The organism is Sphingopyxis sp. UBA6723, from assembly GCF_002454115.1.
Classification (GTDB): domain Bacteria; phylum Pseudomonadota; class Alphaproteobacteria; order Sphingomonadales; family Sphingomonadaceae; genus Sphingopyxis.
The window spans coordinates 124,410-144,956 of record NZ_DKIH01000006.1 but is presented as its reverse complement, the minus strand read 5'-3'; the positions used below and the strand labels follow the sequence as shown (position 1 = coordinate 144,956).

Genomic DNA, 20,547 nt, shown 5'->3' with positions numbered 1-20,547 from the left:
ACCCCCGCCTTCGCGGGGGTGACGCAGAGATAGGACGATAGGCGCACGTCCCCATCATTTATTTTGCGTTCATCGGCGCTGTGGCTATACCGCGCGCATGACTCACCGCACCCCTTCGCGCGCCGCCGCGCGCCTGCTCGCCGCCGCTCTTGTCGTTACGCCTTTGCTGGCGGCCTGTGCCGGTGGCGGGGTCAAGAAGGACACGCGCTATGTCGCGCGCGACGTCAACACGCTGTACCGCGCGGCGCAGGATCGGCTCGATCGCCAGCAATATGGCCTTGCCGCGGCGTTGTTCGACGAAGTCGAGCGCCAGCATCCCTATTCGCCCTGGGCGCGCCGCGCGCAGCTGATGAGCAGCTTCAGCTATTATATGGACCGCGAATATACCCCGGCGATCGAAGCTGCGCAGCGCTTCCTGGCGATCCACCCAGGCAACAAGGATGCGCCCTATGCCTATTATCTGATCGGGCTCAGCTATTATGAGCAGATCAGCGACGTCACCCGCGACCAGAAGATTACCCAGCAGGCGTCGAACGCGCTGGGCGAAGTGATCCGCCGCTATCCCGACAGCCGCTATGCGTCGGACGCGCGGCTCAAGATCGACCTGGTGCAGGACCATCTGGCGGGCAAGGAAATGGAAATCGGCCGCTTCTATCAGCGCAGCTCGAACTGGCTGGCGGCGTCGATCCGCTTCCGCGAAGTAGTCGACAAATATCAGACGACCAGTCACGCACCCGAGGCGCTGTATCGGTTGACCGAATCCTACCTCGCGCTGGGCATCCCGGCGGAAGCGAAGAAGTCGGCGGCGGTGCTGGGCGCCAACTATCCGGGTAACGAATGGTATGAGCGCGCGTACAAGCTGATGCAGAAGAACGCGCCGACTGCCTGAGAATTTTTGCCGTCGCCCCCGCGAAGGCGGGGGCCGCTGGAGGATTATGCAGCGATGAAGGGCAAGGCCGATTGCGGCCCCTGCCTTCGCAGGGGCGACATGCTGTACTGCCGAATAGATTCTGCCTTTGTTCTGCGGTAAGGACGGCTCGTGCTGACCGCCCTGTCCATCGCCAATATCGTTCTGATCGAACGGCTCGACCTCGATTTCGCGGCCGGGTTGGGCGTGCTGACGGGCGAGACTGGCGCGGGCAAGTCGATCCTGCTCGACGCGCTTGGTTTGGCACTCGGCGCGCGCGCCGACAGCGCGCTGGTGCGGCAGGGGAGCGGTCAGGCGCAGGTGACCGCGAGTTTTATCGCGCCCGCGGCGGGAACCGCGCTCGCGAATTTGCTCGCCGAGAATGAGATCGCGCCGGAGCCGGGCGAACCCCTGCTCGTCCGGCGCACGCTGAAAGCCGATGGCGGCAGCCGCGCATTTCTGAATGATCAACCCTGCTCGGCGGCGCTGCTGCGCGAAGTCGGGGCGCATCTGGTCGAAATTCACGGCCAGCATGACGATCGCGGGCTGCTGGCACCCGCGGGGCATCGCGCGCTGCTCGACGCCTTTGCGCGCGCCGACACCGGCGCGGTGGCTGCGGCGCATGGCGCCTGGCGCGCTGCCGAGGCGAAGCTGGCGGCGGCACAGAGCGCGCTCGACGACGCAGCGCGCGACCGCGAATGGCTGGAACATTGTGTCGCTGAATTGCAGGCGCTCAACCCGCAGCCCGGCGAGGATGCCGAGCTGTCCGAAGCGCGCGCGGCGATGCAGAAGGGTGAGAGGATCGCGGGCGACATCGGCGCGATCATGGAAGCATTCGAGGGCAGCGACAGCGGCCCGGCGTTGCTGCGCGGCGCGGCGCGGCGGCTGGACCGGTTGGCGGGCGACCACCCGCTGCTCGCAGAAGCGCTCGCCGGGCTCGACCGGGCGATCATCGAGGCTGACGAGGCCGAAACGCGGCTGCGCGAGGCGGCGCGGGCGATGGAATATGACCCCGAGCGGCTCGATGCGACCGAGACGCGCCTGTTCGAGCTGCGCGCGATGGCGCGCAAGCACAATGTCCAGCCCGACGAGCTGACCGAGCTGACCGGCACGCTGGCGGCGCGGCTCGATGCGATCGAGGGCGGCAGCGCCGGGCTGGCGAAGCTGGAGGCTGCGGTCGCCGACACCGCCGCCGCTTACACCCATGCCGCAAGCGCACTGTCCGACCTGCGCACCAAGGCTGCAGCGCGGCTCGATGCAGCGGTCGCGGGCGAGCTGGTACCGCTGAAGCTCGACGCGGCACGCTTCCAGACTCTGGTCGAGCGCCTGCCCGCCGAGCGTTGGGGGCCGGAGGGCATCGACCGCGTCGAATATCTGATCTCGACCAACCCTGGCGCGCCGTTCGCGCCGCTGGCCAAGATCGCGTCGGGCGGCGAATTGTCGCGCTTCATCCTGGCACTTAAGGTCGCGCTCGCCGAAGAGGGCGGGGCGAACACGATCATCTTCGACGAGATCGACCGCGGCGTCGGCGGCGCGGTGGCAAGCGCGATCGGTGAGCGACTGGCGCGGCTGGCGGGCGCGGGCAAGCAATTGCTGGCGGTGACCCACAGCCCGCAGGTCGCCGCCAAGGGCGCGGTGCATTTCGTGATCGCCAAGTCGAGCGAGGGCGTGGTGACCCGAACCAGCGTCCACGCGCTCGACGAAGTGGGTCGCCGCGAAGAAATCGCGCGGATGCTGTCGGGCGCCGAAGTCACCGCGGAAGCGCGGGCGCAGGCGGAACGGTTGCTCGAGGTGGCGGGATGACGATCGCGCATCCGCTTGACCGACCGGTGTGGAGCATGCTGACCGGACGGCAGGCGCATTTGGCCGAGGGCGATGCGCGCGCGCTACGGCTCGACCGCGGCTATGGCGTGTTCGGGGTCGCCGCCGATACGGGCGCCGCGGCGCAGGCGGCGCTCGCGGCGCTGATTCCGCCGGGCGAGGAATTGTGGATCGTCGAGGGCGAACGCTGGCCGGTACCCGCCGGGGTGCGCGAGGTGAAGCGCGCGGTGCTGACGCAGATGGTCGCCGAAGGGGCGCCGCCGCCGGCGCGTGACGACGAGCCCGCGATCATCGGTCTGGGCGAGGCGGATGCGGCGGAGATGGCGGCGCTCGCCGAGCATGCGAAGCCCGGGCCGTGGGGGCCGAAAACGCATCGTTACGGGCCGTTCTTCGGGATCCGCGATGATGCTGGCCGCCTGCTCGCGATGGCGGGGCAACGGATGCTGATGCCGGGTATGGCGGAGGTCAGCGGGGTATCGACGTGGGAGGATTGCCGAGGGCGCGGCTATGCGCGGACGCTGATCAGCCATGTCATGCGCGACATGGTGGCGCGCGGCGAACAGCCGTTTTTACATAGCTATGCCGACAATGCGGGGGCGATTGCGCTGTATGAATCGCTGGGGTTCCGTATCCGGCGTGCAGTGCATGTGCTGGTGATTGCGAATGACTGACATGACTGATCCTGCCACTCTCTCCGAAGCCGAAGCCGCGAACGAGCTGATGCGGCTGGCGAAGGCGATCGCGCATCACAACCGGCTGTATCACGCTGACGACAGCCCTGAGATTAGCGACGCCGATTATGACGCGCTGGTGCGGCGCAACAACGCACTGGAGGAAGCCTTTCCGCACCTGATCCGCGCCGACAGCCCGAACCGGCTGGTCGGCGCGGCGGTCGAGGCATCGCCGCTGGCGAAGGTGACGCACCGGCAGCGGATGATGAGCCTCGACAACGCGTTCGCCGATGAGGATGTCGCCGAGTTTGTCGCGCGGGTACGACGCTTTCTCAATCTGCCCGCGGATGCCGAGGTTGCGCTGACCGCGGAGGACAAGATCGACGGACTGTCCTGCTCGCTGCGTTATGAACGGGGCGTGTTGGTGCAGGCGGCGACGCGTGGCGACGGGAGCGTTGGCGAGGATGTGACGCCAAACGTCCGGATGATCGCCGATATCCCTGAAAATCTGGCCGGAAACGCCCCCGACGTGTTCGAAATCCGCGGCGAAATCTATATGGCGAAGGCGGATTTTGCTGCACTTAATGCTGCGCAGCAAAAAGCCGAGGCCAAGGTCTTTGCCAACCCCCGCAATGCCGCCGCCGGATCGCTGCGGCAGAAGGACGCGAACGTCACCGCGGCGCGGCCGCTGCGCTTTCTGGCGCATGGCTGGGGCGAGGTCAGCGCGGTGCCTGCGGCGACGCAATATGAGATGATGCGGTTGATCGAACGCTGGGGGGTGCCGGTGTCGCCGCTACTCGGTCGCTTTGACAGCGTCGATGCTGTGCTGGCGCATTACCGCGATATCGAAGCGCGGCGTGCCGAGTTGCCTTATGACATCGACGGCGTCGTCTATAAGGTCGACCGGCTCGACTGGCAGGCGCGGCTAGGCTTTGTGGCGAAAGCGCCGCGCTGGGCCATCGCGCATAAATTCCCCGCCGAACGCGCGCAGACCACACTCGAAGCCATCGACATTCAGGTCGGGCGTACCGGCAAGCTGACCCCGGTCGGGCGGCTGACTCCGGTGACCGTCGGCGGGGTCGTGGTGTCGAACGTCACGCTGCACAATCGTGACGAGATCGGGCGGCTGGGCGTGCGGCCCGGCGATCGGGTGGTGGTGCAGCGCGCGGGCGATGTGATCCCGCAGGTGGTCGAGAACCTGACCCGCGATGAACCGCGCGAACCCTATGTGTTTCCCGACCATTGCCCGGTATGCGGCAGCGAAGCGGTTGCCGAGGAGGGCGAGGTCGATGTCCGCTGCACCGGCGGGCTGATCTGCGCCGCGCAGAAGTTCGAGCGGCTGCGCCATTTCGTCAGCCGCGGCGCATTGGACATTGAGGGGCTGGGCGAGAAAAGCATCGCCGAGTTTCTAGAGCTCGGCTGGCTCGACAAGGGGCCGGCGGATATTTTTCGGCTGCATCGGCATCGCGACGAACTGCTGGCGCGCGAGGGGTGGAAGGAAAAGTCGGTCGACAATCTGTTCGCCGCGATCGAGGCGAAGCGGTCGCCCGATGCGGCACGGCTGCTGTTCGGGCTGGGCATCCGGCATATCGGTGCGGTGACCGCGCGCGATCTGCTCAAAGGCGTCGGCGACATTGCTCTGCTGCCCGCCAAGGCGGCCGAGATCAACGCCTATATCGCGGCAAACCCGCGCGGCGAGGGCGAGTCCGACGGTAAATATGCGGCGCGCAAGATGGAAGCGATCAAGACGATCCTCGACGTCCGCGCCGACGGCATCGGCCCCGCGGTCGCCGAGGCGCTGGGCGACTTCTTCCACGAACCGCACAATCGCGCGCTGTGGGACGACCTGCTGTCCGAAGTCTCGCCGCCGCCGTTCCTCGTCGAAACGCGCGACAGCGAGGTGTCGGGAATGACGGTGGTGTTCACCGGCAAGCTGGAAACGATGAGCCGCGACGAAGCGAAAGCGCAGGCCGAGGCGCTGGGCGCCAAGGCGGCGGGGTCGGTGAGCGCGAAGACCGATCTGGTGGTCGCGGGGCCGGGCGCGGGGTCGAAGCTGAAGCAGGCGGCGGCACTGGGGATCAGGGTGATCGACGAGGCCGAATGGGCGGCGATTGTCGCGGCGGCGGGGTGAAGATGATCCTCCCCATGGCTTCGCCACAGAGAGGATCGAATGGATAGTGTGCTTCATCACTGGCGGTGGTGGCGCATGAGCTATACTCCCTCGTCACCCCGGACTTGATCCGGGGTCCATGACGCCGGGGCGGTTATGGATGCCGGATCGAGTCCGGCACGACGAATGAGGGGGTGGGGGACACATGGCCAAACGCGATTATCTCACCAACCTCATGCGCGATCTGGAATCGCGTACCGAGGTGCGGCGCTTTGGCAGCGGGTGGCTGTCGGGGTTCTTCGCCTTGCTGTTCGCGATCGTCGGGTTCGGGATGGTCGTCGCGCTGCGTTTTCCCGACTGGTTCGCGACCCCCGAACTGGCGATCATCAAGGACTGGGGCGGGTTTCGCGGGGTGGTGCATCTGGTGCTGCTCGCAAGCTATGGTCTTGCGTTGCTCAGCCTGTTGCTGCGTCCGCGCAAGGTGCTCGGCGCGACCGCGTTGATGATTGCGCTCGCCGCGACGCTGATCGGCGGCGCCAATGTCCAGCCCGCTGAAACGCGAAGCTGGGGCATTTTCTTCGGGCTCGACTTTTTTGTCGTCAACCTGCTGATCACCGGTTTCATGTTCGCGCCGCTCGAACGTCTGTTCCCGCACCGCCGCGCGCAGCGCCTGTTCCGCACCGAATGGCGCGAGGATCTGTTCTATTATCTCGTCAGCACGATGTTCGTGCAGGTGCTGGGCTTTCTGGCGCTCGCGCCGTCGACGATCATCAATGAGAATACGAGCAATTGGCAGGCGTTCCGCGCCGCAGTGGCGTCGCTGCCGTGGCTGGTCCAATTCGTCATCGTCCTGATCGCGTCGGACCTCGCGCAATATTGGTACCACCGGTTGTTCCACAAAGTGCCGTTCCTGTGGGGATTCCACGCAATCCACCATAGCGCCAAGTCGATGGACTGGCTGGCCGGATCGCGGATGCATTTTGTCGAAATCATCCTGCTCCGCTCGATCACCTCGCTGCCGCTGTTCACCTTGGGGTTCAGCCCGTCGGTGATGCAGGCCTATATCGGCTTCGTGTATGTCTGGTCGTCGCTGCTCCACGCCAATGTCGGGGGCAATTCCAACCGGCTGGGCCACTGGATCGCGACGCCGCGTTTCCATCACTGGCACCATGGGCTGGAGCGTGAGGCGTTCGACGTCAATTTCGCGATCCACTTCCCGTGGCTCGACAAGATTTTCGGGACCTTTCATCTGCCGAAGGATCGCTGGCCCGAGAATTACGGCATTCCCGAGGATGTCCCGAAAAATTACTGGGGGCAGTTCCTGTATCCGTGGCAGCGGACGGGGAAGAAGATCGACGAGACACCGGCGGAGTGATTGGTTCACGCGGAGACGCGGAGCCGCGGAGAAATCGTAAAGCGGCGAAGCCGCCTGTCTTTTTCTGTCCGCGTCTCCGCGCCTCCGCGTGAATCCTTATAGCCGTCAACGTGGCTTGCCAGCGAAACGCTTCGTCCATAAAGGCCGCCGCGTGAGTCTGCTCGCCGCCTTTCGCCGTCCCGGTATCCTGCTCTTGTTGCCGCTGCTCCTCGCGCTCGGCGCGCGGGTGCTGGTCGCGCCGGGGTGGATGATCGAGAGCGATGCGGGCGGGTCGATTACCGTGCGTATCTGTTCGGACCCGACCGATCCCGGCAAGACGGTCACCATCCCGCTGGAAAAGGCGGGCAGCCATGACGCGGGCGAGACGCAGCAGCATTGCCCGTGGGGCGCGCTGGCGAATGCGCCGATCGTTCCGGGTGAGCCGCTGTTGCTGGCGGCGCCGATGGTTGCGGCGCCCAACCCGGTGGCGGTGCGGTCGCTGGGCTTTGCGCCCGGTATTGCCTCGCCGCTGCCGCCGAGTACCGGACCCCCTTCCCAGGCATAAAACTCCGTCACCCCGGCGAAGGCCGGGGTCTCGCCTTTGCGCCGTAACGCGACGGTGAGATCCCGGTCTTCGCCGGGATGACGATGTGAGATGTCGCGCGGTTCACACCGCGCGGCCCCAAAAACACTGCATATCGGGAAGAAATCACCCATGACAAAAACTGCCTATCGGGCGGCGCCATTGCTGGCGCTCGTCCTCTCGCTCGTCCCTGCCGCGGCGCGCGCCGCCGAGGCCGAAGCCGATGCCACCATCATCGTCACCGCCCCCGAACTGACCGACGAAGCCGAGGCACGCGTCGCCAAGACCGCGGGCGGCGCCGACGTTGTCAGCCATCAGGATTATGCCGACAAGTCGATCGTGTCCTTACGCGACACACTGGCCTTTTCGCCCGGGGTCTATCTCCAGCCGCGTTACGGGCAGGAGGTCCGCATCTCGATCCGCGGATCGGGGCTGTCGCGCGGCTTTCACATGCGCGGGCTGACGCTGCTGCAGGACGGGGTGCCGATCAACCTGGCCGACGACAATGGCGACTTCCAGGAGCTGGAGCCGATCTTCTTCGACCATCTCGAAGTCTATCGCGGCGCCAATGCGCTGCGTTTCGGGTCGGGAACTTTGGGCGGTGCCATCAATGGCATGACGCCGACCGGGCGCACGGCGGAGGGCTTTTACCTGCGCGGCGACGTGGGCAGTTTCGACAGCTATCGCGGGCTGGTCTCGGCAGGTGTTGCGAGCGAGCGCGTCGATGCGTGGGCGGCGGTCAGCGCCGACACGTCGAGCGGCGACCGCGACCATGCCAATCGGCGCAGTTTCCGCTTTCACGGCAATGTCGGGCTGAAGCTGAGCGACGTCGTTTCGACGCGTTTCTATGCCAGCTATAACGACATCAAGCAGGAAATCCCCGGCGCGCTGACCTTCACCCAGGCGCTGACCACCCCTCGCGTGGCGAGCGCAGGAGCCGTGGCGGGCGATCAGGCGCGCGACATCGTGTCGCTGCGGCTCCAGAACCGTACGACGTTCGACTGGGGCGCGTTCAAGCTGGATGTTGGCGGCTTCGTCAATGCGAAGTCGCTCTATCACCCGATCTTTCAGGTGATCGATCAGGACTCGCTCGACCTTGGCGGCTTTTTTCGCGCCGATTATGCCGCGGGGCCGATCGAGGTGACGCTGGGCGGCGAGCTGCGCCGCGGCAGCACCGATGCGCGGCAATATGTCAATGTCGCGGGGCGGCGCGCGGCGCTGGTGTTCGATGCCGACCAGACCGCGCGCACCGCCAATATCTATGGCGAGGTGCGGGTGCGGCCGACCCGTCAGCTGACCTTGATCGCGGGCGGCGTCTATGCCGATGGCTTCCGCAAGCGGCGGGTCAATCTCTCGACCTCGCGCGACGGGCGGATCGATTTCGACGCCTTTTCGCCCAAGTTCGGTGTGCTGTTCGAGCCGAGCGATAAGGTGCAATTCTTCGCCAATTACAGCCGCTCGGCCGAATTTCCGGGCTTCGGCGAAGTGTTCCAGACGATCGGCACCCCGCCGATCAGCCAGGTGGTATCGACGATCCGTCCGCAACGCGCGTGGACGGCCGAGGTCGGCACCCGCGGCAAGACCGGGATCGTCAGCTGGGATCTGGCGCTCTACCGCTCGACGCTGAAGGGCGAATTGCTGCAATTCACCACCAATGTCAGCATCCCGGCGGCGACCTTCAACGCCGACCGCACGTTGCATCAGGGGGTCGAGGCGGCACTGGAAATCGCGCCGACCGACTGGCTGCGGCTGCGGCAGGTCTATAGCTACAGCGACTTCCGCTTCCGGAACGACAGCCAGTTCGGGAACAACCGTCTGCCGGTGGTGCCGAAGCATGTCTATCGGGCCGAGGCGCGGATCGGGAGCGACGCGCTGCATATCGCGCCCAATGTCGAGTGGGTGCCCGATGGTCCCTACGCCGATTATCGCAACCTTGTCCAGACGCCGGGCTATGCCTTGCTCGGCGTGACAGGCGGGGCACGGATTGCCAAGGGGATCGACGCCTTTGTCGATGTCCGCAACATCACGGGCAAGAAGGCGATCGGCGACATCAGCGCGGTGATCACCGCGACGCCGACGTCGGCAATCTATTATCCGGTCGAGCGCCGCGCGGTGTCCGCCGGCATTCGCGCGCGCTTCTGACGGGAAGGACAGGGGATGACCGACATCAACCGGATTCCGCTCTATCGCACGATCTGGCGCTGGCATTTTTATGCCGGGCTGTTCGTCATTCCCTTCATCCTGATGCTGTCGGTGACGGGGGCGGCCTATCTGTTCAAGCCTGAGCTCGACCGGTGGCAGGAGCGGGGCTGGCGCGGCCTGCCGGTCGCCGAGCGGGTCGATGCCGATGCGCAGGTGGCGGCGGCGCTCGCCGCTTTTCCGGGCGCGACCTTTCACTATTACCGGGTGCCAGAGGCGCCGGGCGATGCGGCGATCGTCCACTTCGGGCTGCCAAATGGCACGATGCGCGATGTGGCGGTCGCGCCGCGGGGCGAGGTGATCGGATCGGCCGATCCCGACGACCGGATTTCGGCGTGGCTGGCGAAGATCCACGGCAGCCTGCTGATCGGCAAGCCCGGCGGGATCATCGTCGAACTGGCGGCGAGCTGGGCGATCGTGATGATCCTGACCGGGCTGTACCTGTGGTGGCCGCGCCGGCGCGGGGCGGCAGGGGTGGTCTGGCCGCGGCTGGGGCTGGGCGGGCGAACGGCGCTGCGCGACCTGCACGCCGTGACCGGGTTCTGGGTATCGGGGCTGGCGCTGGTGCTGCTGCTCACCGCCTTGCCGTGGACCGATGTCTGGGCGCAGGGCTTCCGCGCCGTGCGCGCCGAAATGGGGTGGGTGCAGGGCGCGCAGGATTGGAAAAGCGGCGGCGATGCCGGTCATCATGCCGCGCATGATCATCGTGCGATGGCCAAAGCTACGCCTGCGCCCGTAGCGGTCGGCGATGCGCCGCGCGTCCCGCTCGACCGGATCGTACTGCGCGCGCGGAACGAGAATCTCCCCGCGCCGGTGATCATCCAGCCGCCGGGGGCGCCGAACCATTTTGGCCCGCCCAACGGCAACACCTGGACGCTGACCACCCAGACGCAAAACCGGCCGCTGGTGCGCAAGGTGAGTTACGATGTCGTCACCGGGATCGAAGTGTCGCGCAGCGGTTTTGCCGACAAACATGTCATCGACCGCATCGTCGGGATCGGGATCGCTTGGCACGAAGGGGCATTGTTCGGGATCGTCAGCCAGCTGATCGGGGTGCTGACCGCGCTGATGCTGATGATCCTCGCCGTGTCGGGGTTCCTGATGTGGCGCCGCCGCAAGCCCGGCGATGCGCTGGGCGCCCCGCCGCTGCCGCGCGACCCGGCGAAGCTGAAAGGCGTGGCGGCGATTGTGCTGCTGCTCGCGGCCTTGCTGCCGCTGCTCGCCGCCTCGCTGATCTTGCTATGGATCGTCGATCGGCTCATCATCCCGCGCCTGCCGCGCGCCGCCAAATGGCTGGGAATGGCGCGCGCGTAAGTGGTTTCTTTTGAAACCAGTTCATGTTAGGTCGCAGCTTATGAAAGACGGCTTTACCCACGTCCATGAATCGCCGCCGCCGGGGGCCGCGGCCGACTGGACGATATCGCAGGATTGGGACGCCTTTTCCGACGACGAACATGCGATGTGGGACAAGCTGTTTGCGCGCCAGTCGGCGATGCTGCCCGGGCGCGCGTCGGAGGCATTTCTGCGCGGGATCGACGTGCTGCGGCTCGAAAAACCTGGGATTCCCGACTATCGTGAGCTCAATGCGCGGCTGATGGCGGCGACGGGGTGGCAGGTGGTCGCGGTGCCGGGGCTGGTGCCCGACGAGGTGTTCTTCGACCATCTGGCGAACCGGCGCTTTCCCGCGGGCAATTTCATCCGCACGCCCGAACAGCTCGACTATCTGCAGGAACCCGACGTGTTTCACGACGTGTTCGGCCATGTCCCGATGCTCGCCGACCCGGTGTTCGCCGATTATATGGTGGCGTATGGCGAGGGGGGCTTGCGCAGCCTGCAATTCGACGCGCTGAAACAGCTGGCGCGGCTTTACTGGTATACGGTCGAGTTCGGGCTGATCCGCGAGGCGGGCGGCCTGCGCATCTATGGCGCCGGGATCGTGTCGTCTTATGCCGAGAGCGTGTTCGCGCTCGGCAGCGACAGCCCGAACCGCATCGGTTTTGACCTCGCGCGGGTCATGCGCACCGATTACCGGATCGACGACTTCCAGCAGAATTATTTTGTGATCGACAGTCTGGATCAGCTGCTGGACACCACAGTGAACACCGATTTTGCGCCGCTTTATGCCGCGAATGACGCGCTGCCGCCGATCGCGATTGCGGATATCCTGCCAAGTGATGCGGTGATTACGCGCGGTACCCAGGATTATGCGTTAGGCAAACAAACCGCCTGAACCCGTTCGTGTCGAGCGAAGTCGAGACACGCATGTGTGGCGCACGACTTCGGGGTGTCTCGACTTCGCTCGACACGAACGGAAACGGCTGCGGTCTGCTACCAGCTCCCGAAGCTCGCATCCGCCGGGTCGCTCCGGTGAAACGCCCGTTCCTTACGCCGCCAGCCGTAACGGCGCCGCTTGACCAGCAGCAGGCATGGCCATTCGGCGCTGCCGCCGCGCGCGGCCAGGCGGAAGCCTTGCGCGCGATAGGCGGCGAGCACGGGCTCCATCTGGCGCGCAATCAGCCCGGCGAGGATCGCATGGCCGCCGGGCGCAGTCGCCGCCGCGATATCGGGGGCGAGGGTAATCAGCGGCCCGGCAAGGATATTGGCGATGACGAGGTCATAGGGCGCACGGTGGCGAATCGCCGGATGATTGGTCCCGGGCGCGACCGCGAGCGTCAGCGCGCCGCTGCCGCGCCCCAACGTCACGCGGTTGATCGCGGCATTGTCGCGGGTGACGAAAATGCTCGCAGGGTCGATGTCCGACGCGATCGTCCGCGCGCTTGGCCATAAGGCCATTGCGGCGAACGCGAGTAGTCCGGTGCCGGTACCGATGTCGGCGATGTTGCGCGGGGTGGTGCCTTTGCGCTTCAGCCGGTCGAGCATCGCGAGGCAGCCCGCGGTGGTGTCGTGACCGCCGGTGCCGAACGCCTGACTCGCGTCGATCAGAAAGGGCGTGGTGCCGGGCGGGGCGCGGTCGGCGTAGCTGCTGGTGTGGATGAAGAAACGGCCGGCCTGGACGGGTTCGAGCCCTTGCTGCGACAGCGTGACCCAATCCTGTTCGGCCAGCTGTTCGACGGCCGGCTTATGGCCTTTCGCGCTCGGCACGAGCGACTGGAGCAGGCTTAGCAAGGCCGCGCCGGGCTCGCTGTCCATATAGGCGTCGAGCTGCCACAGCCCCGCATCCTCATCAATCTCGCGCGTCACGACTACAGGTGCCTCGGGCAGCGCGTCGAGTTCGGGAATTTCGCCCGAGAGCGCTTCTGCCTCGGCGCGGGTGCAGGGGAGGGAGATGATCCAGCTCATCGGACCCACCGCATCGTGATGAATAAACTTCCGTGTCCCCGCGAAGGGTGTTCAGAGTCACGCGCCTCTGAACACGACCCATCACCGGTCGTTCCGGATTTCAGCGGCGGGAGATGGACCCCCGCCTTCGCGGGGGAACAACCCTGATATTGTCGCTTAGCGGACATAGCTGGCGCCGTTGACGTCGAGCACCGCGCCGGTCATCGATGCCGGGGCGTCGATCGCGCACCAGCGTGCCATTTCGGCGACCTCGTCGGGCATGGCGACACGGCCCAACGGAATGTCGGCGAGCAATTTGTCGCCGCCGCGGCTCGCGAGGTAATCGTCAGCCATTCCGGTCATCGTGAAGCCGGGGCAGATGGCGAAGGCGAGGATGCCGTCCTTGGCATAGGCGCGGGCGATCGTCTTGGTCATCGCGACCATACCTGCCTTTGACGCGGCATAGTGCCAGTGGGCGGGGCTGTCGCCGCGGTGCGCGGCGCGGCTGGCGATGTTGACGATGCGGCCTGCGGATCGTCGTTCCTGCCAGTGTAGCACCGCGCGGCGGCAAATGTCGGCGCTGGCGGTCAGGTTGATCTGAAGCGTGCGGTTCCAGTTTTCCAGCCAGTCGGCGTCGTCGTTGTCGATCGGGTTGGCTTCGAAAACCCCGGCGTTGTTGATCAGCACGTCGATGCGGCCATCGAGCCGGTCGAGGCTGTGCTGCCATAGGCGGGCAGGGGCGGCGGGATCGGCGAGGTCGCCGTCGGCGCTGGATAGGGCGACGGTTTTGGTAGCGTCAGTTGTTAAAGCTTCGGCGATCGCGGCGCCGATGCCGCGGCTGGCGCCGGTGATCAGGATGTGGGTTTGCATCGGGCGGCTTTAGCGATGCAATGGCGGCAGTCCAACCGCCAAACCGCGCCCAATAGCTTCACGACTTTCCTCATGCCGTTCGTGTCGAGCGAAGTCGAGACACGTTGTGTTTGTGCATGGCCTCGCGTGTCTCGACTTCGCTCGACACGAACGGATCAAATTTGTGCCTTTACGCCACCCGGCGGCTGAACTCGCTCGCGGCCTGTTCCAGCTGCTGCAACCGCCCGCCCATCTTGCCGAATTCCTGGCTGAGCACGCTGATCTCGCTGGCGACCATCCCCGAATCATTGCGGATGCTGGCGATCGTCGAGGACATGCTGTCGGCGGCAAGTGCGGTTTCATCGACGGCGGCGGTGATCGAGGTGACGGTCTGTGCCTGCGCATCCATGGCATCGCGGATGCGCTGCGCCGAGCGCTGCACTTCGACAATCGTCGCCTGGATCGACTGGTTGGCACTTACCGATCCGCGCGTCGCTTGCTGGATCGCGGTGATCTTGCCCGCAATATCGTCGGTGGCGCGCGCGGTTTCATTGGCCAGGCTTTTGACCTCCTGCGCGACGACCGCAAAGCCCCGGCCCGATTCGCCCGCGCGCGCCGCTTCGATCGTCGCGTTGAGCGCGAGCAGGTTGGTCTGGCCCGCGATTTCGCGGATCAACCCCAAAATCGATTCGATCGATTCGGCGTGGTGCGAGAGTGCCTCCGACATGGCGACGGCCTCGCCCGCCTGTTCCGATGCGCGGGTGGCGACGCTGGCCGATGCTTCGACCTCGCTGCGCGCATCCTCGATCGCGCGGATCAGCCCGGCGGCGGTCGACGCGGCTTCGCGCATCGCCATCGCCGATTGTTCGGACGCGGCGGCGACTTCGCTGGTTTTGGCGATCATGCCCTTCGCCGCCTGATCGGCAGAGGCGGCCTGTTTGGCCAATTGTTCGCGCACCCCGTCGGTGTCCTGCACCAGCGAGGCGATCGAGCGATCGAAATCGCCTGCGAGCATCTGGCGTTCGCTGGAAATCACCGCGCGGTCGAGCTTTTCAGCATAGCGCTGCATGATGTCGAATTCGAGCAGCGCGAGCCGGTTGACGGCACTGGTGAGCCGGGCCAGCCGTTCCGCATCGTCGAAGCAGGCGGCAACGATATAATCGATGGTGAGCCGCTGGCTTTCCGCGATGCACGACATGACAAGCGCCAGCGGCAGTTTGACACGCCGTGCCATATGCGCGTTCTGGCAAGCGATTGTCGCCACTTCCTGTCCGGCCGCGTCGGCATATTTGACGTCCGAATGGCGCGCGCTGCCGCGCACATAGGATTCGAGCAGTTCGCCTTCGACCGCGCGTTCGACGCTGGGCAGCGCGTTGAACGCATCCCAATAGGCGCGCGCAATGGCTTCTTCGCGTCCGGTGATGATCGCGTGGATCTCGGCGGCGTTGGCGGCCAGCTGACCGTCGAGGTCGTAATAGGGGAAGCGATCGGCCATCGAAATCGGGTCGATTTGCTGCTTATGAATCGGATTTTCCTTCACCATGATCCTGCTTCCCTGATCGATCCAATGGGGCACGAGTCTGCCGCTCGTCATCGTTCCCAAAACATGTGACCGGGGTATGCGCCAGCGATGGTAAATTGGTCGTTAACCAGCGAACCGTTTTTGCGGCCTAATGCTGATCGACCGTCGGCACGGGATAGCCCTCAAAGGCTTTGATCGTGCGCAGGGCAAAGGCGCTGTGCATCGCCGCAACCCCGGGCAGCCGCGACAGGCAATGGCGGTGCAGCCGATCGAAATCGGCGACATTGCGCGCTGCGACGCGCAGCCGGTAATCGGATGCGCCCGACAGCAACTGGCACTCGAGGATTTCGTCGAAACTTTTGACCGCGCTTTCAAAGGCGGTCAGCGCCTCCTCGCTTTGCGAGGTCAGGCTGATGTCGACGAACACGTCGAGCCCGAGGCCGATGCGGTCGGGCGCCAGACGCGCGGTGTAGCCGGTGATGATCCCCGCTGTCTCCAGCGCGCGGATGCGGCGGTGGCACGCCGACGCCGACAGCCCGACCGCTTCGCCCAGTTCGGCAGCGGGACGCGGGCCGTGCCGTTGCAGCATGTTGAGGAGCTTGCGGTCGATTCGATCAATCATTGTGCGTCCCCTGATCACATTACGCGCGATTTGTGCGCGTTTGTCGCGAAACCAGCACCGATATGCAAGCACCTCGCGCGCCGTTTCTGTTATCAGGCGGTCATGCACGACGCGGCGCCGGACAGCGCGACCGGCGGCGAAATCATGGAGAGCGACAATGATCATCGGCACCCCCAAGGAAATCAAGAATCACGAATATCGCGTCGGGCTGACCCCTGAAAGTGCGCGCGAGTTGGCCGTCCATGGTCACCGTGTGCTGGTGCAGACCGGCGCGGGCGCGGGTATCGGGGCGCACGACCGTTTCTATGTCGAGGCGGGCGCCGAGATCGTCCAGACCGCCGAAGAAATTTTCGCGACCTGCGACATGGTGGTGAAGGTCAAGGAGCCGCAGCCGGGCGAGCGTGCGATGCTGCGCGAAGGGCAGATCCTCTACACCTATCTCCACCTCGCGCCCGATCCCGACCAGACGCGCGACCTGATGAAATCGGGCGCGGTGTGCATCGCGTATGAAACCGTCACCAGCCCGCACGGCGGCCTGCCGCTTTTGAAGCCGATGAGTCAGGTCGCGGGGCGCATGTCGATCCAGGCCGGCGCGACCGCGCTGGAAAAGGCGCATGGCGGCCGCGGCGTGCTTTTGGGCGGCGTTCCTGGCGTTGCGCCGGGCAAGGTGTGCGTGATCGGCGGCGGCGTCGTCGGCTTCAACGCGGCGCAGATGGCGGCGGGGCTTGGCGCCGATGTCACCATTCTCGATCGCGATCCCGAAGTGCTCGAACGCGTCGGCACCTTCTTTGAATCGCGCGCCAAGACGCGCTTTTCGAACCGCGCGAACCTCGCCGAATGCGTGGCGGAGGCCGATCTGGTGATCGGCGCGGTGCTGATCCCCGGTGCCGAAGCCCCGAAGCTGGTCACCCGCGAAATGCTCGGCACGATGCAGGCAGGCTCGGTGCTCGTTGACGTCGCGATCGATCAGGGCGGCTGTTTCGAAACCAGCCACGCAACGACCCACGCCGACCCGACCTATGTCGTCGACGGCATCGTCCATTATGCGGTCGCCAACATGCCCGGCGCGGTCGCGCGCACGAGCACCTATGCGCTGAACAACGTTACCCTGCCGCACGCGCTGCGCATTGCCGATCTGGGCTGGAAAGACGCTTTGCGACGGGACGTGCATCTTGCGCAGGGTTTGAACGTATGGAATGGCAAGGTGACGTTCGAAGCCGTAGCGGAAGCGATCGGAACCGATTATGTGTCTGTTGAACAGGCACTCGCCTGATAACAAGGACATAGGTACATAATGACCGAGCAAACTCCCCCGCCGCCGCAGAATGACGCGCCGGAAGAAAATGAAGTCCTGCGCGCCGCGCGCGAACAGCGCCAGCAGAAGGAGGCCGCCGACGCGGCCGAGGCTGCCGATCGGGACGCGGCAAAGGGCGGCAAGCGCGGCTGGAAAACCGCGGCCGCGGCGGGTTTGGGCATCGGCTCCGCAGCGGTGATCGCGGCGCTGCTGTATGTGAACCGCGACAAGATCAAGTGACCTAGCTGTCTTTCCGGCGGTGCTGGACGGGCGGCAGATCGATGGTCCGGCAAATAGCAGAGTAGGAAGGGCGGTCGATGAGCCGCCCTTTTTTTGCGTCTGCGGAGGTCGGCTATGGGGTGGGAAGCGGACCTCATGGACTCGTCACCCCGGACTTGATCCGGGGTCCATGAGGCCATACGCCGCCCGCTGCTGAGAGGGCGCATGGATCCCGGATCAAGTCCGGGATGACGAAAGTTTATGGCCGCAAGCGGTCGAGAACCGCCAGTGATGCCAAATTTAGTCGGCCAAGAGCCAACAGCGCGGAATTATTCCGTGCTGCCCGCTAAGCAATTGCATATCGCGGCCATGGCGCTAAACCGGCGCGCATCGACCGAAGAGAGTCAGAAACGGGGCTGATATGGCTGGCAACGAACCAAATACGCGCCCACGCGCGCCGCATTTACAGGTCTATAAATGGGGCCCCGCGATGGCGGTGTCGATCCTGCACCGTGCCAGCGGCGACGGGCTGGCGATTGTCGGCGCGGGCCTGTTCCTGTGGTGGCTGGGCGCGATTGCCGCGGGACCGGATGCCTATGCGGCGTTTGTCGCCTGCATCTGGCACGACCCCAATCCCGAAATCAGCCTCTTTCATCAGATCACCAACATCCTCGGCAAAGTCGTCCTGGTCGGGCTGACCTGGGCGTTTTTCCAGCATCTGTTTTCGGGATTGCGCCACCTGGTGCTCGATACGGGGGCGGGTTATGAATTGAAATCCAACAAGCTGTGGTCGACCGTCGTGATCGCCGCGGGCGTGTTCGCGACCGCTGCGACGTGGCTCTATATCCTGGCGGAGGCACTCTGATGGGCGACGGTTCGCATCTCGGCAAGGTCCGCGGCCTCGGGTCGTCCGGGCACGGTTCGCACCACTGGCTGCAACAGCGGCTGACTGCGCTGGGCAACATCCTGCTCGTCGGTTTCCTGTTCGTGTCGCTGATCCGCCTGCCGCTGGGCGATCATGGTGCGGTGCTGCGCTGGGCATCGAACCCGATGGTCGCGCTGGCGCTGATCCTGATGGTGGTCAGCGTCTTCTGGCATCTGCGGCTCGGCTTGCAGGTGCTGCTCGAGGATTATGTCCACGGGCCGATGCGCTTGCTCGCGCTCGTCCTGCTCAATTTCTACGCCATCGGCGGCGCCGCCTACGGGATCTTCACGATCGCCCGGATCGCGCTGGCACCCGTGGTGGCCGGCCCGGGGGGCATGTGACATGACCGAAGCTTACAAGATCATCGACCATATCTATGACACCGTCGTCGTCGGCGCCGGCGGATCTGGCCTGCGCGCCACGATGGGCTCTGCCGAAGCGGGGCTCAAGACCGCGTGCATCACCAAGGTGTTCCCGACGCGCAGCCACACGGTTGCGGCGCAGGGCGGCATCGCGGCCAGCCTGGGCAATAATTCGCCCGACCACTGGACGTGGCATATGTACGACACGGTTAAGGGCTCCGACTGGCTCGGCGACCAGGACGCGATCGAATATATGGTCCGCGAAGCGCCGCAGGCGGTATATGAGCTGGAACATGCCGGGGTGCCCTTTTCGCGGAACGCCGACGGCACCATCTATCAGCGGCCGTTCGGCGGCCACATGCAGAATATGGGCGAAGGCCCGCCGGTGCAGCGCACCGCCGCGGCCGCCGACCGTACCGGCCACGCGATGCTCCACGCGCTGTACCAACAGTCGCTGAAATATGACGCCGATTTCTTCGTCGAGTATTTTGCGCTCGACCTGATCATGGAGAATGGCGAGTGCCGCGGCGTGATCGCGCTGTGCATGGACGATGGCAGCATCCACCGTTTCCGGTCGCAGGCCGTCGTGCTGGCGACGGGCGGGTACGGCCGCAGCTATTTCACCGCGACCTCGGCGCACACCTGCACCGGCGACGGCGGCGGCATGGTGCTGCGCGCCGGCCTGCCTTTGCAGGATATGGAGTTCGTCCAGTTCCACCCGACCGGTATCTACGGCGCCGGGGTGCTGATCACCGAGGGTGCGCGCGGCGAGGGCGGGTATCTGACCAACTCCGAAGGCGAGCGGTTCATGGAACGCTATGCCCCGTCGGCCAAGGATCTGGCGTCGCGCGACGTGGTGTCGCGGTCGATGGCGCTCGAAATCCGCGAAGGCCGCGGTGTCGGGCCGCACAAGGATCATATCTTCCTGCACCTCGACCATATCGACCCGGCGGTGCTCGCCGAGCGGCTGCCCGGCATCACCGAGAGCGGTAAGGTGTTCGCGGGCGTCGATCTGACCCGCCAGCCGCTGCCGGTCGTGCCGACGGTCCATTATAATATGGGCGGCATTCCGTGTAATTATCATGGCGAAGTCGTGACGCTGGGCAAGGACGGCCCCGACACCGTCGTTCCCGGCCTGTTCGCGGTCGGCGAAGCGGCGTGCGTGTCGGTGCATGGCGCGAACCGTCTCGGTTCGAACAGCCTGATCGATCTTGTCGTCTTTGGCCGCGCGACCGGGCATCGGCTGCGCGACATCATCAAGCCGGGTGCGGCGCAGCAGCCGCTGCCGACGGACAGCGCCGATCTGGCGCTCGGCCGCCTCGACCATTTCCGCCATGCCAAGGGCGGGTCGCCGACCGCGGAAATTCGCACCGAAATGCAGCGCGCCATGTCGGCGCATGCCGCGGTGTTCCGCACCGACGAACTGATGGCCGAGGGCAAGGACAAGCTGACCAAAACCTATCAGCGGATGAACGATGTCGGGGTTACCGACCGCAGCCTGATCTGGAACACCGACCTCATCGAAACGCTCGAGCTCGACAATCTGATCAGCCAAGCGACCGTGACGATGCATTCGGCGTATAACCGCAAGGAAAGCCGCGGCGCCCATGCGCACGAGGATTTCCCGAACCGCGACGATGCGAACTGGATGAAGCACACCGTGGCATGGTTCGACGGCTGGGGCGGCAAGGGCGGCGGCGTCCGCCTCGATTACCGCCCGGTCCACGAATATACGCTGTCGGACGATGTCGAGTATATCAAACCGAAGGCGCGGGTTTATTGAGGGAGCGGTGGTGTTGGAGGTGTCGTCAAAAAGGTTGGCGACCCCTA

Annotated in this window: 18 protein-coding genes; 14 read left to right on the top strand and 4 right to left on the bottom strand. The window is 65.4% G+C overall.

The annotated features are described in order from the left end of the window. Positions 1-97 precede the first annotated feature (97 nt). The 9 genes from B4F07_RS04265 to phhA all read left to right on the top strand — a co-directional run bounded on the left by B4F07_RS04265 (position 98) and on the right by phhA (position 11,875). Positions 98-889, top strand: a complete 792-nt coding sequence (locus B4F07_RS04265) for an outer membrane protein assembly factor BamD (protein WP_293702191.1) — start codon at positions 98-100, stop codon at positions 887-889. 150 nt (positions 890-1,039) lie between these two features. Next, positions 1,040-2,710, top strand: coding sequence for a DNA repair protein RecN (gene recN, locus B4F07_RS04260; protein WP_293702188.1), 1,671 nt, complete (start codon positions 1,040-1,042; stop codon positions 2,708-2,710). Then, positions 2,707-3,399, top strand: a complete 693-nt coding sequence (locus B4F07_RS04255) for a GNAT family N-acetyltransferase (RefSeq protein ID WP_293702185.1) — start codon at positions 2,707-2,709, stop codon at positions 3,397-3,399. Before recN ends, B4F07_RS04255 begins: the two co-directional genes overlap by 4 nt. Position 3,400: 1 nt before the next feature. Continuing rightward, complete coding sequence (gene ligA, locus B4F07_RS04250; RefSeq protein WP_293702822.1) at positions 3,401-5,530, top strand: NAD-dependent DNA ligase LigA; 2,130 nt, start codon at positions 3,401-3,403, stop codon at positions 5,528-5,530. Between the two features lie 184 nt (positions 5,531-5,714). Continuing rightward, positions 5,715-6,884: a sterol desaturase family protein gene (locus tag B4F07_RS04245; RefSeq protein ID WP_293702182.1), complete on the top strand. Its 1,170-nt coding sequence runs from the start codon at positions 5,715-5,717 to the stop codon at positions 6,882-6,884. Between the two features lie 151 nt (positions 6,885-7,035). Beyond that, positions 7,036-7,428, top strand: coding sequence for a hypothetical protein (locus B4F07_RS04240; RefSeq protein ID WP_293702179.1), 393 nt, complete (start codon positions 7,036-7,038; stop codon positions 7,426-7,428). A 150-nt stretch (positions 7,429-7,578) separates the two neighbouring features. Then, positions 7,579-9,588, top strand: coding sequence for a TonB-dependent receptor family protein (locus B4F07_RS04235; protein ID WP_293702176.1), 2,010 nt, complete (start codon positions 7,579-7,581; stop codon positions 9,586-9,588). Positions 9,589-9,603: 15 nt separating this feature from the next. Then, a complete protein-coding gene (locus tag B4F07_RS04230; protein ID WP_293702175.1) occupies positions 9,604-10,959 on the top strand; it encodes a PepSY-associated TM helix domain-containing protein in 1,356 nt (451 codons plus the stop codon). Between the two features lie 40 nt (positions 10,960-10,999). Further along, entirely contained in the window at positions 11,000-11,875 is an 876-nt protein-coding gene (gene phhA / locus B4F07_RS04225; protein ID WP_293702172.1) for a phenylalanine 4-monooxygenase, read from the top strand. A 98-nt stretch (positions 11,876-11,973) separates the two neighbouring features. Here phhA and B4F07_RS04220 read toward each other — a convergent pair whose 3' ends face one another. The 4 genes from B4F07_RS04220 to B4F07_RS04205 form a co-directional block, all read right to left on the bottom strand. Next, positions 11,974-12,945 carry a 50S ribosomal protein L11 methyltransferase gene (locus tag B4F07_RS04220; RefSeq protein ID WP_293702169.1) on the bottom strand — a complete coding sequence of 324 codons (972 nt, stop codon included), beginning with the start codon at positions 12,943-12,945 and terminating at the stop codon, positions 11,974-11,976. 156 nt (positions 12,946-13,101) lie between these two features. Further along, on the bottom strand, positions 13,102-13,794 hold the full coding sequence (locus B4F07_RS04215) for an SDR family NAD(P)-dependent oxidoreductase (protein ID WP_293702166.1): 693 nt from the start codon (positions 13,792-13,794) through the stop codon (positions 13,102-13,104). 169 nt (positions 13,795-13,963) lie between these two features. Next, entirely contained in the window at positions 13,964-15,316 is a 1,353-nt protein-coding gene (locus B4F07_RS04210) for a methyl-accepting chemotaxis protein (RefSeq protein WP_293704549.1), read from the bottom strand. Positions 15,317-15,443: 127 nt separating this feature from the next. Further along, positions 15,444-15,917, bottom strand: a complete 474-nt coding sequence (locus tag B4F07_RS04205) for an Lrp/AsnC family transcriptional regulator (RefSeq protein ID WP_293697875.1) — start codon at positions 15,915-15,917, stop codon at positions 15,444-15,446. Positions 15,918-16,074: 157 nt separating this feature from the next. Between B4F07_RS04205 and ald the strand changes: the two genes are divergently transcribed. The 5 genes from ald (at position 16,075) to sdhA (ending at position 20,500) form a co-directional block, all read left to right on the top strand. Then, complete coding sequence (gene ald, locus B4F07_RS04200) at positions 16,075-17,190, top strand: alanine dehydrogenase (RefSeq protein WP_293697873.1); 1,116 nt, start codon at positions 16,075-16,077, stop codon at positions 17,188-17,190. 21 nt (positions 17,191-17,211) lie between these two features. After that, complete coding sequence (locus B4F07_RS04195; protein WP_293697871.1) at positions 17,212-17,451, top strand: hypothetical protein; 240 nt, start codon at positions 17,212-17,214, stop codon at positions 17,449-17,451. A gap of 400 nt (positions 17,452-17,851) precedes the next feature. Then, on the top strand, positions 17,852-18,295 hold the full coding sequence (gene sdhC, locus B4F07_RS04190) for a succinate dehydrogenase, cytochrome b556 subunit (RefSeq protein WP_293697869.1): 444 nt from the start codon (positions 17,852-17,854) through the stop codon (positions 18,293-18,295). Beyond that, positions 18,295-18,696 carry a succinate dehydrogenase, hydrophobic membrane anchor protein gene (sdhD, locus tag B4F07_RS04185; RefSeq protein WP_293697868.1) on the top strand — a complete coding sequence of 134 codons (402 nt, stop codon included), beginning with the start codon at positions 18,295-18,297 and terminating at the stop codon, positions 18,694-18,696. The genes sdhC and sdhD overlap by 1 nt, the downstream gene beginning before the upstream one ends. A 1-nt stretch (position 18,697) precedes the next feature. Next, positions 18,698-20,500, top strand: coding sequence for a succinate dehydrogenase flavoprotein subunit (sdhA, locus tag B4F07_RS04180; RefSeq protein WP_293697866.1), 1,803 nt, complete (start codon positions 18,698-18,700; stop codon positions 20,498-20,500). Positions 20,501-20,547 lie beyond the last annotated feature (47 nt).

Coding starts and splice junctions, on each gene's coding strand:
- B4F07_RS04265 (WP_293702191.1), top strand. CDS start 98: ATGACTCACCGCACCCCTTCGCGCGCCGCCGCGCGCCTGCTCGCCGCC.
- B4F07_RS04255 (WP_293702185.1), top strand. CDS start 2,707: ATGACGATCGCGCATCCGCTTGACCGACCGGTGTGGAGCATGCTGACC.
- ligA (WP_293702822.1), top strand. CDS start 3,401: ATGACTGATCCTGCCACTCTCTCCGAAGCCGAAGCCGCGAACGAGCTG.
- B4F07_RS04245 (WP_293702182.1), top strand. CDS start 5,715: ATGGCCAAACGCGATTATCTCACCAACCTCATGCGCGATCTGGAATCG.
- B4F07_RS04235 (WP_293702176.1), top strand. CDS start 7,579: ATGACAAAAACTGCCTATCGGGCGGCGCCATTGCTGGCGCTCGTCCTC.
- B4F07_RS04230 (WP_293702175.1), top strand. CDS start 9,604: ATGACCGACATCAACCGGATTCCGCTCTATCGCACGATCTGGCGCTGG.
- phhA (WP_293702172.1), top strand. CDS start 11,000: ATGAAAGACGGCTTTACCCACGTCCATGAATCGCCGCCGCCGGGGGCC.
- B4F07_RS04220 (WP_293702169.1), bottom strand. CDS start 12,945: ATGAGCTGGATCATCTCCCTCCCCTGCACCCGCGCCGAGGCAGAAGCG.
- B4F07_RS04215 (WP_293702166.1), bottom strand. CDS start 13,794: ATGCAAACCCACATCCTGATCACCGGCGCCAGCCGCGGCATCGGCGCC.
- B4F07_RS04210 (WP_293704549.1), bottom strand. CDS start 15,316: ATGGTGAAGGAAAATCCGATTCATAAGCAGCAAATCGACCCGATTTCG.
- B4F07_RS04205 (WP_293697875.1), bottom strand. CDS start 15,917: ATGATTGATCGAATCGACCGCAAGCTCCTCAACATGCTGCAACGGCAC.
- ald (WP_293697873.1), top strand. CDS start 16,075: ATGATCATCGGCACCCCCAAGGAAATCAAGAATCACGAATATCGCGTC.
- B4F07_RS04195 (WP_293697871.1), top strand. CDS start 17,212: ATGACCGAGCAAACTCCCCCGCCGCCGCAGAATGACGCGCCGGAAGAA.
- sdhC (WP_293697869.1), top strand. CDS start 17,852: ATGGCTGGCAACGAACCAAATACGCGCCCACGCGCGCCGCATTTACAG.
- sdhD (WP_293697868.1), top strand. CDS start 18,295: ATGGGCGACGGTTCGCATCTCGGCAAGGTCCGCGGCCTCGGGTCGTCC.
- sdhA (WP_293697866.1), top strand. CDS start 18,698: ATGACCGAAGCTTACAAGATCATCGACCATATCTATGACACCGTCGTC.